Genomic DNA, 16,060 nt, shown 5'->3' with positions numbered 1-16,060 from the left:
TGCGATTATTCATGTTGTTAATCGGGAGGGAAAGCGCCCTCCCGACGTAACATACAGTTAGTGAGATTTAAATCCCGCCGCCGTCATGATCAGGCGAAAGAACATTCCCACGCCAGCTAGCGCCAGCACGCTGCCGCCCCACAAAATCACCAGCCACATCAGGCGTTTCCAGACAGATGGTTGCATCAGTGATACCCCTCGCCATGTTGAACTTTTCCACGGAATACGTAGTAACTCCAGAAGGTGTAAACCAGAATAATGGGAATTATCAGTAACGCGCCGACCAGCATAAAGCCCTGACTCTGCGCGGGCGCCGCCGCCTGCCAGAGTGTAATGGAAGGGGGAATAATGTGCGGCCAGATGCTGATCCCAAGGCCGCTGAAACCGAGGAAAATCAGCCCGAGGGTCAACACAAAGGGCAGCGCGTGGCTGTTTTGTTGGTTAAGCGTTCGCCATAGCCAGAAGGCTATCACCGCAACCAGTAGCGGAACCGGCAGCAGGAACCACAGATTCGGCAGCGTAAACCAGCGTTCAGCGATCGCCGGGTGCGCCAGAGGCGTCCACAGGCTGATGAGCGCGATCGTCAGCAACATCGCCAGCAAGAGTTTCTTCGCGACGGTACGCATCTTATCCTGCAAGGGATTTTCACTTTTCATCACCAGCCAGGTGGCACCCAGTAGCGCATAAGCGACCATTAGCCCAACGCCACAGAACAGGGTGAAAGGGGTGAACCAGTCAAACGGACCGCCGCTGAAACGCCGGCCGGTGACGGCAAAACCGTTAATCACCGCTCCCACCACCACGCCCTGGGTGAAGGTCGCCAGCATCGAACCGCAGAGAAAGGCTTTATCCCAGAACGGGCGATGGGCGGGCGTGGCTTTGAAACGAAATTCAAAGGCTACGCCGCGAAAAATCAGACCGATGAGCATCAATGTCAGCGGGATCGTGAGCGCGTCAATAATCACCGCATAGGCCAGCGGAAACGCGCCGAACAGCCCGGCGCCACCGAGGACCAGCCAGGTTTCATTGCCATCCCAGACCGGGGCGACGCTGTTGACCATCACGTCGCGATCGTCAGCATCGCGGATGGCAGGAAACAAAATGCCAATACCCAGGTCGAATCCATCCATCACGATGTACATCAGCGTGGCGAAGACGATGATGACGAACCAGATTACCGATAAATCAATACCCATTAGCGGTGTGCCTCATGTTGAGCGTCGAGGACGGCGGCAGACAGCGGCCTGGCTGGCGTGCCGGTGGGCGGCTGCGGGAAAATTTCATCCTGCGGCCCCTTGCGGATGAGGCGGATCATGTAGCTATACCCCACGCCAAAGACGGAGCTGTAGACGACAAAAAACGCCAGCAGAGAAATACTCATGTGCAGATCGCCATGCGCGGAGACCGCATCCGCCGTGCGTTGCAGCCCGTAAACCACCCACGGCTGGCGACCGACCTCCGTGGTGACCCAGCCCGCCAGAATGGCAATCAGTCCCGACGGTCCCATCCATAACGCAAAGCGCAGGAACGGTCGTGAGGTATAAAGACGCTGTCGATAGCGCAACCACAGGGCACAAACACCGAGCAGGATCATTAACATCCCCAGACCTGCCATGATGCGAAACGACCAGAACACTATCGTGGCGTTGGGGCGATCCTCTTTCGCAAATTCTTTCAGGGCCGGGACCTGTTTATCCAGACTGTGGGTCAGGATCAGACTGCCCAGCGCCGGGATCGCCAGTCCATAGCGGGTGCGTTCCTGTTCCATGTCCGGCCAGCCGAACAGCAGCAGCGGGGTCGGTTCTCCCGGCGGATTTTCCCAGTGCCCCTCAATGGCGGCGATTTTGGCGGGCTGATGTTTGAGGGTATTCAGACCGTGCAAGTCGCCAATGAGCGCCTGTAACGGCGCGACAATCAGCGTCATCCATAGCGCCATCGAAAACATGGCGCGGATAGCGGGCGTCGCGTTTCCGCGCAGCAAATGCCAGGCCGCTGAGGCCCCAACGAACAATGCGCTGCTGAGAAACGCCGCCACCGACATGTGCAGCAAGCGGTAGGGGAATGACGGGTTAAAAATGACGGCAAACCAGTCCACCGGCACGACCTGGCCGTTGACTATTTCATAGCCCTGCGGCGTCTGCATCCAGCTATTAGAGGCAAGGATCCAGAAGGTGGAAATAATCGTACCCAGTGCGACCATGCAGGTGGAGAAAAAGTGTAATCCAGGGCCAACCTTGTTCCAGCCAAACAGCATCACGCCGAGGAATCCCGCCTCGAGGAAGAACGCCGTGAGCACCTCGTAGGTTAACAATGGCCCGGTGATACTGCCGGCGAACTCGGAAAACCCGCTCCAGTTGGTGCCAAACTGGTAGGCCATCACCAGACCGGATACCACGCCCATACCAAAGTTAACGGCGAATATTTTCGACCAGAACTGGTAGAGCGAGCGCCAGACAGGATTTTTGCTTCTCAGCCAAAGCCCTTCCAGCACCGAAAGATAGCTGGCAAGGCCAATGGTGATTGCCGGAAAAATAATGTGGAAGGAAACCGTAAAGGCGAACTGGATCCTTGCCAGATGAAACGCATCAAGACCGAACATGCAGAGCTCCGCACTAAAAATTGATTCAGCGCAATTTTATGCCTTTGATGATTACAGTATCAGAAACAGTAAGGGCTTTTAAAACCATAACAGTTACCAGAGCGTTGAGTATTTTACTCACTGATATACACTACGTGAGTCCACATGTTTTGACCCGCGAGATAATAACGATGAAAAAGTACCAGCGTCTGGCTGAACAACTCTGCGAGCAGATTGCCTCTGGCGTCTGGCAACCTGGCGACCGTCTGCCGTCACTGCGTGAGCAGGTGGTCAGTAGCGGGATGAGTTTTATGACCGTCGGGCATGCCTATCAGCTACTGGAAAGTCAGGGGCGGATTATTGCGCGTCCCCAGTCCGGTTATTACGTCGCGCCACGTCCGGTTAGCCAGCCCGCGGTGCAACCGATCCAGGTGATGTGCGACGAAGCGGTGGATATCAACACCTATATTTTTGAGATGCTGCAGGCCAGTCGGGATGCGTCGGTGATGCCGTTTGCCTCTGCCTTTCCCGATCCGCGTCTATTCCCCCTACAGCAACTGAACCGTTCTCTGGCCCAGGTGAGCAGAACCGCAACCGCGATGAGCGTGATTGAAAACCTGCCGCCGGGTAACGCAGAACTGCGCCACGCTATTGCCCGCCGTTACGCCTTGCAGGGCATGACCGTCTCGCCTGATGAGATAGTCATTACCGCCGGTGCGCTGGAAGCGCTTAACCTGAGCCTGCAGGCGGTGACCGAACCCGGCGACTGGGTGATTGTGGAAAACCCCTGTTTCTATGGCGCGTTGCAGGCGCTGGAGCGGCTGCGGCTTAAAGCGCTGTCGGTGGCCACTGACGTGAAGGAGGGGATCGATCTCGCCGCGCTGGAGCAGGCGTTGCAGGCATATCCGGTCAAAGCATGCTGGCTCATGACCAACAGCCAGAACCCGCTCGGCGTGACCCTCAGCCCGGAGAAAAAGGCGCGTCTGGTTGAGATACTCGATCGCCATAATGTGATGTTGATTGAAGATGACGTCTACAGCGAACTCTATTTTGGTCGGGAGAAACCGCTGCCAGCCAAAGCGTGGGATCGGGGCGACAAGGTGTTGCACTGCTCGTCATTTTCCAAGTGCCTGGTGCCAGGCTTTCGCATCGGTTGGGTCGCCGCCGGCAAACATGCCCGTCAGATCCAGCGATTACAGCTGATGAGCACGCTCTCTACCAGCTCGCCGATGCAACTGGCGCTGGTCGATTATCTCTCCACGCGCCGCTATGACGCCCATCTTCGCCGTCTGCGCCGTCAACTGGCGGAGCGTAAACAGCAGGCCTGGCAAACGCTGCTGCGTCATCTGCCGGGCGAAGTGAAAATACATCACAACAACAGCGGCTATTTTCTCTGGCTTGAACTGCCGGAATCGCTGGACGCGGGCGAACTGACCACGCAGGCGCTGGCCCATCACATCAGCATCGCGCCGGGGAAAATGTTCTCGACCTCAGACACCTGGAAACGCTTTTTCCGTTTTAATACCGCATGGAATTGGGGAGAGCGTGAAGAAGCCGCGGTGAAACAACTGGGGCAACTTATTCGCGCGCAGATGAAATAACACCCACGCGCTATTCAATATAAAAGAATGGCGCGTTCTTATTTATAAAATATCAGCAAGAACCGTACGACATTATTTCCCGCCAATCATCATAGGAAATATCAATAGCGTTTGTTTTTCCGCCTCGTCAGCTAACCCTTTGTCTATACTCCAGAAGATAGCCGCATAACGCCGGAGTCAGGGGCGTTATGCGCGTCATGTCACAACCTGATTAAATTTCCTCGTGCCGGGAGGTGCGCTGACGGCGCGCCGACTATTTTTAGGAAAGGACATATATTTACGGCAAGGCTGCCGCTCAATATTTTGCGACAGGAGTAAGATCTTATGAGCAAGAAATTTGCCCGCAGCAGCCTGTGCGCGCTCAGTATGACGCTGATGACCGCGCACGCCGCCGAACCGCCCACGTCTTTAGGCCAGGCTGAAGGCCGCCTGGATATTATCGCCTGGCCGGGTTACATCGAACGTGGTCAGACCGATAAACAGTACGACTGGGTGACACAATTCGAAAAAGAGACCGGCTGTGCGGTAAACGTCAAAACGGCGGCGACCTCAGATGAAATGGTCAGCCTGATGGCGAAAGGCGGTTACGATCTGGTGACGGCTTCTGGTGATGCCTCTTTGCGCCTGATCATGGGGAAACGTGTGCAGCCAATCAACACGGCGCTCATTCCTAACTGGAAAACCGTCGATCCCCGCGTGGTCAAAGGCGACTGGTTCAACGTGGCGGGCAAAGTCTACGGCACGCCGTATCAGTGGGGACCGAACCTGCTGATGTACAACACGCAAACGTTCCCGACGCCGCCGGATAGCTGGAACGTGGTGTTCGTTGAACAAAACCTTCCGGACGGAAAAAGCAATAAAGGCCGCGTTCAGGCCTATGACGGCCCGATTTACATTGCCGATGCGGCGCTGTTCGTGAAAGCCACCCAGCCGCAACTGGGGATCTCGGATCCGTATCAACTCACCGAAGCGCAGTATCAGGCGGTGCTGAAAGTGCTGCGGGCGCAGCATAGTTTGATTCACCGTTACTGGCATGACACCACTGTACAAATGAGCGATTTCAAAAATGAGGGTGTCGTGGCGTCCAGCGCCTGGCCGTATCAGGCGAACGCGCTGAAAGGTGAAGGGCAGCACATCGGTACGGTGTTCCCGAAAGAGGGCGTCACCGGCTGGGCTGATACCACCATGCTGCACAGCGAAGCGAAACACCCGGTTTGCGCCTACAAGTGGATGAACTGGTCGCTGACGCCAAAAGTACAGGGCGATGTGGCGGCCTGGTTTGGATCGCTGCCGGTCGTCACCGAAGGCTGTAAGGCCAGTACGCTGCTGGGCGACAAAGGCTGTGAAACCAACGGCTACAGTTATTTTGACAAAATCGCCTTCTGGAAAACGCCTGTCGCTGAAGGCGGTAAATTCGTACCGTACAGTCGCTGGACGCAGGATTACATCGCCATCATGGGCGGTCGTTAACGTCACTGGGGTGATTTATGACGTACGCAGTGGAGTTTGACAACGTCTCGCGCCTGTACGGTGACGTGCGGGCGGTCGATGGCGTCAGTATTGCGATTAAAGACGGTGAATTTTTCTCCATGCTGGGGCCTTCCGGCTCCGGCAAAACCACCTGCCTGCGCCTGATTGCCGGGTTCGAACAGCTTTCCGGCGGTTCGATTGCCATCTTTGGCAAGCCAGCCAGCGATTTGCCGCCCTGGGAGCGGGATGTGAATACCGTGTTCCAGGATTACGCGCTGTTTCCACACATGTCGATTATCGACAATGTCGCCTATGGCCTGATGGTCAAAGGGGTTGCGAAGAAGCAACGTCAGGCCCAGGCTCGCGAGGCGCTGGAGAAGGTGGCGCTGGGTTTTGCCTTTGAACGCAAACCGTCTCAGCTTTCCGGCGGTCAGCGCCAGCGGGTGGCCATCGCCCGGGCGCTGGTCAACGAACCACGCGTGCTGTTGCTGGATGAACCGCTCGGCGCGCTGGATCTGAAACTGCGCGAGCAGATGCAACTGGAGCTGAAAAAGCTTCAGCAGTCGCTGGGGATCACCTTTATCTTCGTGACGCACGATCAGGGCGAAGCGCTGTCGATGTCTGACCGTGTGGCGGTGTTTAACAACGGCCGCATTGAGCAGGTGGATTCGCCGCGCGAACTCTATATGCGTCCGCGCACGCCGTTTGTGGCAGGCTTCGTCGGAACATCGAACGTTTTTGACCCGGCGATGGCCTCGAATGTCTGCGGGATGACGGGCAGCTTCTCGCTGCGCCCGGAGCATATTCGGCTCAATGTTCCCGGAGAGATCCAGGTGCCTGGGGTGATTCAGGCCGTGCAGTATCAGGGCGCCGCCACCCGTTTTGAGCTTAAGCTTGCAGGCGGCGAAAAATTGCTGGTCAGCCAGGCCAATCAGACGGGAGAACCGTTTGCCACCGCGCTCGCACTCGGTCAGCCAGTGATGGCGTCATGGCCGCGCGACGTCATGGTGCCGCTGGTCGAGGAGAGGTGAATGGCAATGAACGTGCTCTCTACGCCTTCACGGCCCGGCGGTCTGAGTAAGCTCACCGGCTTTTTCTGGCGACATCCCGGTCTGGGGCTGTTTTTGCTGCTGCTTGGCCCGCTGATGTGGTTTGGCATTGTCTACTTCGGCTCGCTGCTGACGCTGCTGTGGCAGGGGTTTTACACCTTCGACGACTTCACCATGTCGGTGACGCCGGATCTGACGCTTGCCAATCTTCGTGCGCTGTTTAATCCCGCCAACTACGACATCATTTTACGCACGCTGACGATGGCCGTTGCGGTGACGATAGCCAGCGCGATTCTGGCGTTTCCGATGGCGTGGTACATGGCGCGCTATACCCGCGGCAAGATGAAAGCGTTTTTCTATATTGCGGTGATGCTGCCGATGTGGGCGAGTTATATCGTCAAGGCCTACGCCTGGACGTTGCTGCTGGCAAAAGATGGCGTAGCGCAGTGGTTTCTGACTCATCTTGGCGTAGAACCGCTGCTGACCAGTCTGCTGACGCTGCCAGCGGTGGGGGGAAGCACGCTCTCGACGTCGGGATTAGGGCGCTTTATGGTGTTTGTCTACATCTGGCTGCCGTTTATGATCCTGCCGGTTCAGGCCGCGCTGGAGCGCTTGCCGCCGTCGCTATTACAGGCGTCCGCCGATCTGGGCGCGCGTCCACGTCAGACCTTCCGCTATGTGGTTCTGCCGCTGGCGATCCCCGGTATCGCCGCCGGTTCTATCTTCACCTTCTCGTTGACGCTGGGGGATTTCATCGTGCCTCAGCTCGTGGGACCGCCGGGGTATTTCATCGGCAACATGGTCTATTCCCAACAGGGCGCGATTGGCAACATGCCGATGGCGGCGGCGTTTACGCTGGTGCCGATTGTGCTGATAGCCCTTTATCTGGCGTTCGTGAAACGCCTGGGAGCGTTCGATGCACTCTGAGCGCGCACCGTTTTTCCTCAAACTGGCGGCCTGGGGCGGCGTGGTTTTCCTGCACTTCCCGATCCTGATCATCGCCGCCTATGCGTTTAATACCGAAGACGCCGCGTTCAGCTTTCCGCCGCAGGGGCTGACGCTACGCTGGTTCAGCGTTGCCGCACAGCGCAGCGATATCCTGGATTCCGTGACGTTGTCACTAAAAATCGCGGCATTGTCGACGGCAATTGCGCTGGTGCTCGGCACGCTTGCCGCTGCAGCGCTCTGGCGGCGTGATTTCTTCGGTAAAAGCGCTATCTCGCTGTTGCTGCTGTTACCGATAGCCCTGCCGGGGATCGTCACCGGTCTGGCGTTACTGACCGCATTCAAGACGGTCAATCTCGAACCGGGTTTTTTCACCATCGTCGTCGGTCACGCGACGTTCTGTGTGGTGGTGGTGTTTAACAACGTGATAGCCCGCTTTCGTCGTACTTCCTGGAGCCTGGTGGAGGCGTCTATGGATCTCGGCGCTAACGGCTGGCAAACCTTCCGCTACGTGGTGCTGCCGAATCTGGGATCGGCGCTGCTGGCCGGGGGAATGCTGGCGTTCGCGCTGTCGTTCGATGAAATCATCGTCACGACTTTTACTGCCGGTCACGAAAGGACGCTGCCGCTATGGTTACTCAATCAGTTAGGACGACCGCGCGACGTGCCGGTGACGAACGTCGTGGCGCTGCTGGTCATGCTGGTCACAACCATTCCGATTCTGGGGGCCTGGTGGCTCACGCGTGAAGGCGACAGCCTCGCCGGAAACGGTAAATAAACAACGATATGGGAAAATGCTATGCAACATCAATTACTGATTAACGGCGAGCTGGTCAATGGTGAAGGTGAGAAACAGCCCGTCTATAACCCCGCCACTGGCGAGGTGCTGCTGGAAATTGCAGAAGCGTCTCCCGCTCAGGTGGATGCGGCCGTTCTCGCCGCCGATCGCGCGTTTAGCGGATGGGGACAGACGACCCCGAAGGCGCGCAGTGAACTGCTGCTGAAGCTGGCCGATGTCATTGAGCAGAATGCGCAGGTCTTTGCCGAACTGGAATCGCGCAACTGCGGCAAACCGCTGCATTGTGCGCTCAATGACGAGATCCCGGCGATTGTCGATGTGTTTCGCTTTTTCGCCGGTGCCGCGCGTTGTCTGAACGGTCTGGCGGCGGGTGAATATCTGGAAGGGCATACCTCGATGATTCGTCGCGATCCGGTCGGTGTTGTCGCCTCCATCGCGCCGTGGAACTATCCGCTGATGATGGCGGCGTGGAAACTGGCCCCCGCGCTGGCGGCCGGTAACTGCGTGGTGATCAAACCTTCGGAAATCACGCCGCTGACAGCACTGAAACTGGCGGAATACGCCAAAGATATCTTCCCGCCGGGTGTGCTCAATGTGCTCTTTGGCAGAGGCAAAACGGTCGGCGATCCGCTGACCGGGCACAAGAAGGTGCGTATGGTCTCGTTAACCGGCTCGATCGCTACCGGCGAACACATCATCAGCCACACCGCGCCATCGATTAAGCGCACACATATGGAACTGGGCGGTAAAGCGCCGGTGATTGTGTTCGACGACGCGGATGTGGATGCAGTGGTAGAAGGCGTGCGCACCTTTGGCTTCTACAATGCCGGTCAGGACTGTACCGCGGCCTGTCGAATCTACGCACAGAAGGGCGTTTACGATGCGCTGGTTGAGAAACTGGGCGCCGCCGTAGCCAGCCTGAAGACCGGCGCGCCGGAGGACGAATCGACCGAACTGGGGCCGCTGAGCTCACTGGCGCATCTGGAGCGGGTCACTAAAGCCGTTGAGGAGGCCAAAGCCCTGGGACATATCAACGTGGTCACCGGCGGAAAAAAAGTCGAAGGGCCGGGTTACTACTTTGCCCCGACGCTACTGGCTGGGGCTAAGCAGGAGGATGCGATCGTCCAGCGAGAAGTGTTCGGCCCGGTGGTCAGCGTGACGGTCTTCGAGGAGGAAGAACAGGTGCTGGAATGGGCCAATGATTCGCAATATGGTCTCGCCTCGTCGGTCTGGACGCGTGATGTCGGACGCGCGCACCGGGTCAGTGCGCGTCTGCAATACGGCTGTACCTGGGTTAACACCCATTTCATGCTGGTGAGCGAAATGCCGCACGGCGGGCAAAAACTGTCCGGCTATGGTAAGGACATGTCGCTGTACGGACTGGAGGACTACACCGTGATCCGTCACGTCATGGTGAAACACTGACAGACCATGTCCGGTGATAACCGTTGAGCCCTGCCAGTGCGCAGGGCTTTTTTGTTCTCAGTGCTCCAGGAGCAAAAGAGTATGTTATGGTGAATAGTCATTCATAAAAAATGGATTTAAATGGAGTGAGTATGATTGTCAGAACATGGCATGGTTGTGTACCCGTGCAGCATGGCGATGGATTTGCGGCACATTTAGCATTGACCGGCGTTAAGCATTCCCAAAGCATTGAGGGGAATGCGGGGGCATTTGTTCGCCGGGAGCGGCAAGGGGAATGGGAACACTTCTTCCTCGCCACGTACTGGCACAATCTGGCGGCGATTAAAGCCTTTGCTGGTGAGGATTATCACGTCGCGGTGACCTATCCCGATGACGAACAGTTTGCGCTGCTCTCCGATCCGTATGTGTTTCAGTTTGAGGTCAATGAGAAAGTGCCGCTTTGACGTCATCCCAAATGAGTAAACATTAAGGATCATTTACGCTATCGCGGGGAGATGAGAGGATCGTCAGCCGAAGGCAGAGAGAACGTTCCTCTCTGCCTGTCTGCGCCGCAAGCACTCAAAATTTAGATAAACCAGCCAAATCTCAATGAGATAAGAGCAAAAAGACCAACAGCAGCAAAGAGATTTATCAACACTACAGTTCTACTGGAAACATTCATATTTGCCACCCTGTGTTAGTGCCCCTTTGTATATAGTTCGCTGTCTCGCGATCCGCAATAGTACAAAATGTGGACTTAACGTAAGCGGTCATAAAAAGCGGCAAAATGATGGATCAAAAATGATAAAACTTGATGTGTGTCAAGAAATGGAGCATATTGCGCGCGTTTTATTCTTCTGGCCGGATGCCCTTACATGTCTTTGTACCAAAAAATGTTGATGTTCTACGCGGTGATGGCCGCGATTGCCTTTCTGATCACCTGGTTTCTCTCGCATGATAAAAAACGCATCCGCTTTCTGAGTGCCTTTCTGGTCGGGGCCACCTGGCCAATGAGTTTTCCGGTCGCACTGCTGTTTTCGCTGTTTTGAACTGACGCAGCCGGTATCCTTTCCGGCTGAAACCTCAGGCCGTTGTCAGCAACGCGCTCAGCGCCTTTCGGTCTGCTTCGGTCACATCCTGCGGATGCTGATATCCCTTGTTTTCCGTTGCCCGCGTATACAGCGCAACCAGCCAGTCATAGACATAGCGGCTGGCGGCGTGCACCGGTTGCTCTTCCAGTTGCGTCAGTCGCGCCATTGGCGGGCGTTGGACTGCGCTGAAAATCGCCGTTCCTTTAGCGATCCGACTGGCAGGGCGCTGTGCCTCAGCCACGTCGGCATAACCCAGCCAGGCTATAAAATTGGCGATACAGGCGTGTAGCTGAGCGCCGCAGACCTCTTCACGCTGCAAGATCTGTTGCAGTTGCTGCGGCAGTTGCAGGCGATAGCTGGCGATCGCCAGAATGTCGACGACCTGACGCAACGCAGCGGGCGTTAACCCTAAACGTTGCGCCTGACTATCATCGCGACTCCACTGGCGAATATGGTTGAGCCACATGCGGTGCGCCTGATAGCCCGTCTCTTTGTTCTCTGCCGGTTGCGGTGCGTCACGAACGTCCGCGAAAAGGTCAATGGCGTCATTGAACAAGCCGCTGACCTGTTCTTCACGCGGTTGCTGGACGCGCAGCAACGTTTCAAATTGCTGTACCGCCGGTAACAGACCCGCGAGCAGATCGCCGTGATGCGCCGCCTGCTGTTGCAACTGGCGGACGACCGCTTCCGCGCTGGGCGCTTCGGCGGGTTGCGCCAGCATCAGTTCACGAACCCGCTGTTGATGCTGTTCGCTCAGCGCCTGTAGTCGCGCCTGACGTTGTGGGGCCGACGTGGCTTGCGACAGCCATTCAGTCAATCGCAGCAGACTGTGTTTGTCCAGCGCCTGCAGGGTGCCCCAGTGCTGGCCCGGTTTTCCCATCAGATGCTGGACCGCTTCGTCGAGATTCTGCTGCGTAGTAAAACGCGCATCGTGTGGCGTAATGGCCCACACCACGCCAGGCATCGTAGTTTCACGCGTTGGCTGCGTGTCGTGAACCCAGTTGAGTAACGTTCTGGCAGTCGACGGCGTTTGCGTGCGGGTGGCGGTGGCATTGCAGACAACCAGCACATCGGGCTGAAGCTGCTGGCGGTAATGCTCCAGCAGCCAGCCCAGCTTTGCCTGCCAGAGCGGCTGCGGGTGGCTGAGCGGCGCGAGCGGAATATCCAGCAGATCGACGTTATCCAGGACGCCATCTTCCACGCTCAGCACCAGTTCGCGCGTCAACAGGGCCAGCGACGCCTGGGCCAGGCTGACAGCGTTAAGTAGCGTGCCATCCACGACGGGATGGACGACCACATCGCTTTGTGCCTCCTGCGAGGCCAGACATTCCTGGGTGACAAAGTTTTCGGAAGGTAAACCAAACTGATCGACCAGCAGGCTCAGCGGCGCGGCGACTTCGCTGGCATGACCGGTCTGTTGCAGGACCTGCGCCAGTTCCAGCCACTGCTGCGTAAGTTCCGGCTGCTCACCCCACAACAGCGACCAGGCGCTGGCGCGGGTTGAGAGATCGACAGTCGGCAGCAGCAGGGCAAACTGGTGCCACAGCGCGTCATCAATCTGCTGTTGCGATGCGGGGATACAACGCTGCCAGAAGCGGGCAATCGTCGCCACTTCCTGTGCCGTCACCCCCTGTACGGGATGCAACTGACGCAGCGATTGCCACTTCTCGATGCGCGATTCGATAATCGCTTTTTCCACCTGCCGGTACTCCGGCTGTGTACAGGCCTGGGCGATGAAGATCTGCACCAGTTCTGCTTCCGTCACCAGTCGCAGGCGTAGCGGCCACTCGTCATCGGGCAGGTTCGCCTGGCGCGTAAAGCGTAGCCCCATGTTGGTTGGCGCGTGTCCGGGGTTGAGATGGCTGAAATAGTCGAAGCTGCGATCCGGGGTGATGACATTGACCTTACCGTTGTCGCTGCTACACAGCGCGGCAAGAAGATGCGCTTTCGCCGCCTGCGAATAGCCGTAAAGCCCAATACTGGCGCGCGCATGCCGGGCGGCATTGAGGGCGGATTCCGTGGCGGCGGCGCCGTTGAGTTGCGCCAGCAGGGCATCGGCTTCATCATCCAGCGTCATAGCATGCTGACGGGTGCGGTTAACCCACGCGATCGCGGCCTGAGTGGTATTCAACATCTTGCTCATTTCAGGTACACGCTCCCGCTGTCAATCCAGTAATGGCTGCCGCTGTGTCGGCGGTCAGCCAGGGTATTCAATTTTAAGGTCAGGGCATTCGCCGCCACGGCCGTGCCGTCCTGTAGCCAGGCATCACTCAATACAAACGACTCGGGGCCGCTCTCTTTGTTGCCGCCGCGAAGTTGCAGACGCACATTTAACACACCGTCGCCGGCGATATTCTTCGCCAGATCGGCTGAGTTAATGCTCAGCGTATACAGCGGCGTCGCAGGCCAGCGACTGTTCGCCAGTTGACGAAAACCGAGCGTAACGTTGCCGCGCAGCGGGAAGTGCAGGCGGGTGTCGAGTTTCGCGCCGGGTTTATCGAGATCAATATCCTGATACCAGACGTTTTCCTCGCGCAGCGTGTTCACCGTATTGTCGAGCACCCCGAGATAGCGCACGGTCGAGTAGGCGCCAATATCGGCGGCTTTAAAGTTAAAGCGCGGCAGACGCAGATCCAGCGCCAGGCTGCACAGCATCGCACCCACGGCGGCGGTGGATTTCGGATTGCCAATGCGCCCCTGCTGACTGAACGGATACCACTCGTGGACGCGGTAGTTGTCCATCCATACCATACGGTTGACCGGAACCGGCTGCAGATGGCGGATCAGCGCCTGAACCGCCGGGATACAGGTGGGTCTGCCGGTGACCAACAGGACATCGCAGCAATAATGGGAAATGGCTTCACAGACCGCATGCAACGGGGAAGTCAGGGTAAACTGACCGGCCAGCATCGCCTCCTGCAACTGGCTGAACTGTACCTGTAACGGAACGCTAAACAGATCAAACGTCGGCGAACCTGACGGCAGCGCGTGATCGATAGCCTGCTGAATGTAGTTCAGCACGTTGCGGGTCGGACGATAGTTCAGCAGATCGCCAAAAGTGGCGTGCAGTCCGGCCAGCGGATCGTTAATGTCGCTCTTTTCCCATGCTGAGAGGACCGCGTGGCCGAGCGGCATAAAGAGCTGTAGCGCCGTCTGCTGTCGTAAAACCGCCTGGGTATCGATGCGTCCGGAATCGCCGAACAGCGTGGCAAGCAGGGCGGCGGCGTCGGTGACTCCCGCCTGCTGCAGTCGGGTTTGAAGGGCCGGTAAAATGCATTTCTGGATAACATCCAGCAGCATGTCGTCGCCCGCGACCTTAAAGCCCTCGCGAAACAGCAGATGCGGCGTGATTTTCACATTGGCGCCGACGCCATCGTCCAGTTGATAGTGGACGATCGCCATATCGGTGGTGCCGCCGCCGATATCAATTGAGGCCACGCGCAGCGCCCGGCCTTTGGTCTCTCCGGGTTCCGGCAGGCGATCCGGGCGGGCGAGGGCGTTGAAGAATGCTTCGCTGCGTCCGGCATAGTGGGAAATCGCTTCGTTGTACAGCCAGACCAGTTGACCACAGCTGGCCTCGTCCCACTCCATCTGAATTTCAGGCACCGGAACCACGCTTTTTTCCTGCTGTTTACGCGTGCTGAAATCTTCATCTTGTGGGTGCCAGCCCATCGCTTTCCAGACAATGGCGATCGCTTCGAACATGCGCAGACGGAAGATTTCGCGTTCCTGTTTGGGCATCGCGGATGGGAGCGTGAGGATCAGCGAGCGCAGTTGACGCGGCGATGCCGGAAAGCCCAGACGCAGACGGGTCGCGACGCTGTTGATTTGTCCCAGCGCCTGGGCGAGGATCTCGCACAACATATGGGTCATCAATGTACTGCGGCTGTACTGGGGCGAAAACACCGGCAGGCGGTCATCCTGCGGCAGTGAGTAGAGCGGCTGACCGTCGTCGTTCATCAGGTTCATCAACGGAAAGGCGGTGGCGAGCGGTTCACGTTGCGTTTTACTGTTCATCTGGCTGAAGCGCCAGTCATGCAGCACCGGCGTTTCATCCCACAGATAGCGGCGCGGGCTGGAAATACCGCTGTTACCGTCCGTTCCCGTGCGCTGCATTGCCAGCTTACGCGCTTCGTCACCGACCCGCACAATCGACGGCCAGATGAAGGCATCTTCACGTCCGCTTTCTACGGAGAAATGCTGTTTGCCAAACCGGGCTTCTGAAAATTCGAGACGACTGGTGAACAGCGGATCGTTGAGATACTGCGGTTCGCTCAGCGATCGGACCTGCAGTTCCGCCGTCTGACGCAGACCGTCATTGGCGTCGCCATGATCTTCAATCAATACACCGCAGGTATGAGTGTTACCGACATCCAGAATCAAATCGACCGGGATCGCCGGGGTACTGAGGGTGTGGGTCACCAGTTTGACTTCCGGTACGGCGAGCTGTTCCCCCAGTAGCGCCAGCAGATTCAGCCAGTGTGCCTGATACTCAAAGTTGCGCAGCGCCAGGCTGATAGCCTGTTCAGTGCGGTTTTCCTGCTGACTGACGTGGTTGAGAAACGCCTCGCGCAGCCAGCCGTCAATCCAGGTCTGATCGAGAAAATCTGCGATCTCATCGTCGCGCCAGGCCAGCGCAAAACGGGTGCCGTTCAGCAGATCGTTTTCGCCGGGCGCGAGCGCGGCGGGCGCATTCGCGCTCAACTGGCTATCGAGCGCGAGGGTGACGCGATGGGTATTGCCCGCGCTGTCGGGTTCGGCAAGTTTTCGCACCTGAACGCGCGCCCAGTTGTCAGGCCCTTCAACGAAGGTGCGGGGCGGATTAAAGCGCAGGAACGGCAGCGGCAGCCAGATACCGTCGAGGACATCGAGAGAGTAATGCAGCGTTTGCGTACTTTCCGGTTTCACCACTTCCGGCTGCGAGCCTGGTCGCGCGGGCAGGGTATAGCGATCATTTGCCAGATCGTAATCCAGACGCAGCAGGGGGCCATTGGCTGTTTTACGCACGAAGCGACCATGCTGCGCCGATTCCTGCGGCGTTAGCCCGAAGTCGAGAAACTGAACGCCGCTGTTTGCGATGAGCGTGACGCTCTGTTTGTAATCACACAGATTCACCAGCATAA

General features: G+C 57.6%; 14 protein-coding genes. 8 read left to right on the top strand and 6 right to left on the bottom strand.

The window, feature by feature from the left end; translation table 11 throughout:
• Positions 1-57: 57 nt before the first annotated feature.
• From F384_RS28215 to F384_RS07400, 3 genes are read right to left on the bottom strand one after another with little or no spacing between them, the layout of a single operon-like run.
• A complete protein-coding gene (locus F384_RS28215; protein ID WP_071162390.1) occupies positions 58-186 on the bottom strand; it encodes a DUF2474 domain-containing protein in 129 nt (42 codons plus the stop codon).
• A complete protein-coding gene (gene cydB, locus F384_RS07405; RefSeq protein ID WP_046480915.1) occupies positions 186-1,196 on the bottom strand; it encodes a cytochrome d ubiquinol oxidase subunit II in 1,011 nt (336 codons plus the stop codon). The genes F384_RS28215 and cydB overlap by 1 nt, the downstream gene beginning before the upstream one ends.
• Positions 1,196-2,599 carry a cytochrome ubiquinol oxidase subunit I gene (locus tag F384_RS07400; protein ID WP_046480914.1) on the bottom strand — a complete coding sequence of 468 codons (1,404 nt, stop codon included), beginning with the start codon at positions 2,597-2,599 and terminating at the stop codon, positions 1,196-1,198. The genes cydB and F384_RS07400 overlap by 1 nt, the downstream gene beginning before the upstream one ends.
• Positions 2,600-2,769: 170 nt before the next feature.
• Here F384_RS07400 and F384_RS07395 point away from each other — a divergent pair, with 170 nt between their 5' ends.
• The 7 genes from F384_RS07395 to F384_RS07365 all read left to right on the top strand — a co-directional run bounded on the left by F384_RS07395 (position 2,770) and on the right by F384_RS07365 (position 10,310).
• Positions 2,770-4,179 (top strand): PLP-dependent aminotransferase family protein, encoded by a 1,410-nt coding sequence (locus F384_RS07395; RefSeq protein ID WP_046480913.1) that lies wholly within the window; start codon positions 2,770-2,772, stop codon positions 4,177-4,179.
• Positions 4,180-4,503: 324 nt separating this feature from the next.
• Positions 4,504-5,649: a putative ABC transporter substrate-binding protein YdcS gene (gene ydcS / locus F384_RS07390; protein WP_046480912.1), complete on the top strand. Its 1,146-nt coding sequence runs from the start codon at positions 4,504-4,506 to the stop codon at positions 5,647-5,649.
• 17 nt (positions 5,650-5,666) lie between these two features.
• Positions 5,667-6,680, top strand: coding sequence for an ABC transporter ATP-binding protein (locus F384_RS07385; RefSeq protein WP_046480911.1), 1,014 nt, complete (start codon positions 5,667-5,669; stop codon positions 6,678-6,680).
• Positions 6,681-7,625, top strand: a complete 945-nt coding sequence (locus tag F384_RS07380; protein ID WP_046480910.1) for an ABC transporter permease — start codon at positions 6,681-6,683, stop codon at positions 7,623-7,625. It begins immediately after the preceding gene.
• Positions 7,615-8,421 (top strand): ABC transporter permease, encoded by an 807-nt coding sequence (locus F384_RS07375; protein ID WP_046480909.1) that lies wholly within the window; start codon positions 7,615-7,617, stop codon positions 8,419-8,421. Before F384_RS07380 ends, F384_RS07375 begins: the two co-directional genes overlap by 11 nt.
• A 21-nt stretch (positions 8,422-8,442) precedes the next feature.
• Positions 8,443-9,867, top strand: coding sequence for an aminobutyraldehyde dehydrogenase (patD, locus tag F384_RS07370; RefSeq protein WP_046480908.1), 1,425 nt, complete (start codon positions 8,443-8,445; stop codon positions 9,865-9,867).
• 131 nt (positions 9,868-9,998) lie between these two features.
• Positions 9,999-10,310 carry a hypothetical protein gene (locus tag F384_RS07365; RefSeq protein ID WP_046480907.1) on the top strand — a complete coding sequence of 104 codons (312 nt, stop codon included), beginning with the start codon at positions 9,999-10,001 and terminating at the stop codon, positions 10,308-10,310.
• A gap of 122 nt (positions 10,311-10,432) precedes the next feature.
• Here the strand turns inward: F384_RS07365 and yncL are convergent, their stop codons facing one another.
• A complete protein-coding gene (gene yncL / locus F384_RS28585; protein WP_071820580.1) occupies positions 10,433-10,528 on the bottom strand; it encodes a stress response membrane protein YncL in 96 nt (31 codons plus the stop codon).
• 193 nt (positions 10,529-10,721) lie between these two features.
• Between yncL and ortT the strand changes: the two genes are divergently transcribed.
• On the top strand, positions 10,722-10,895 hold the full coding sequence (ortT, locus tag F384_RS27850; RefSeq protein WP_042318948.1) for an orphan toxin OrtT: 174 nt from the start codon (positions 10,722-10,724) through the stop codon (positions 10,893-10,895).
• 34 nt (positions 10,896-10,929) lie between these two features.
• Here the strand turns inward: ortT and F384_RS07360 are convergent, their stop codons facing one another.
• Complete coding sequence (locus F384_RS07360; protein ID WP_046480906.1) at positions 10,930-13,080, bottom strand: virulence factor SrfC family protein; 2,151 nt, start codon at positions 13,078-13,080, stop codon at positions 10,930-10,932.
• Entirely contained in the window at positions 13,077-16,058 is a 2,982-nt protein-coding gene (locus F384_RS07355) for a virulence factor SrfB (protein WP_046480905.1), read from the bottom strand. Before F384_RS07355 ends, F384_RS07360 begins: the two co-directional genes overlap by 4 nt.
• Positions 16,059-16,060: the final 2 nt, after the last annotated feature.

The organism is Citrobacter amalonaticus Y19, assembly GCF_000981805.1.
Classification (GTDB): domain Bacteria; phylum Pseudomonadota; class Gammaproteobacteria; order Enterobacterales; family Enterobacteriaceae; genus Citrobacter_A; species Citrobacter_A amalonaticus_C.
Note: the sequence above shows the minus strand (reverse complement) of the source record. Positions and strands in the feature narration are given on the sequence as shown.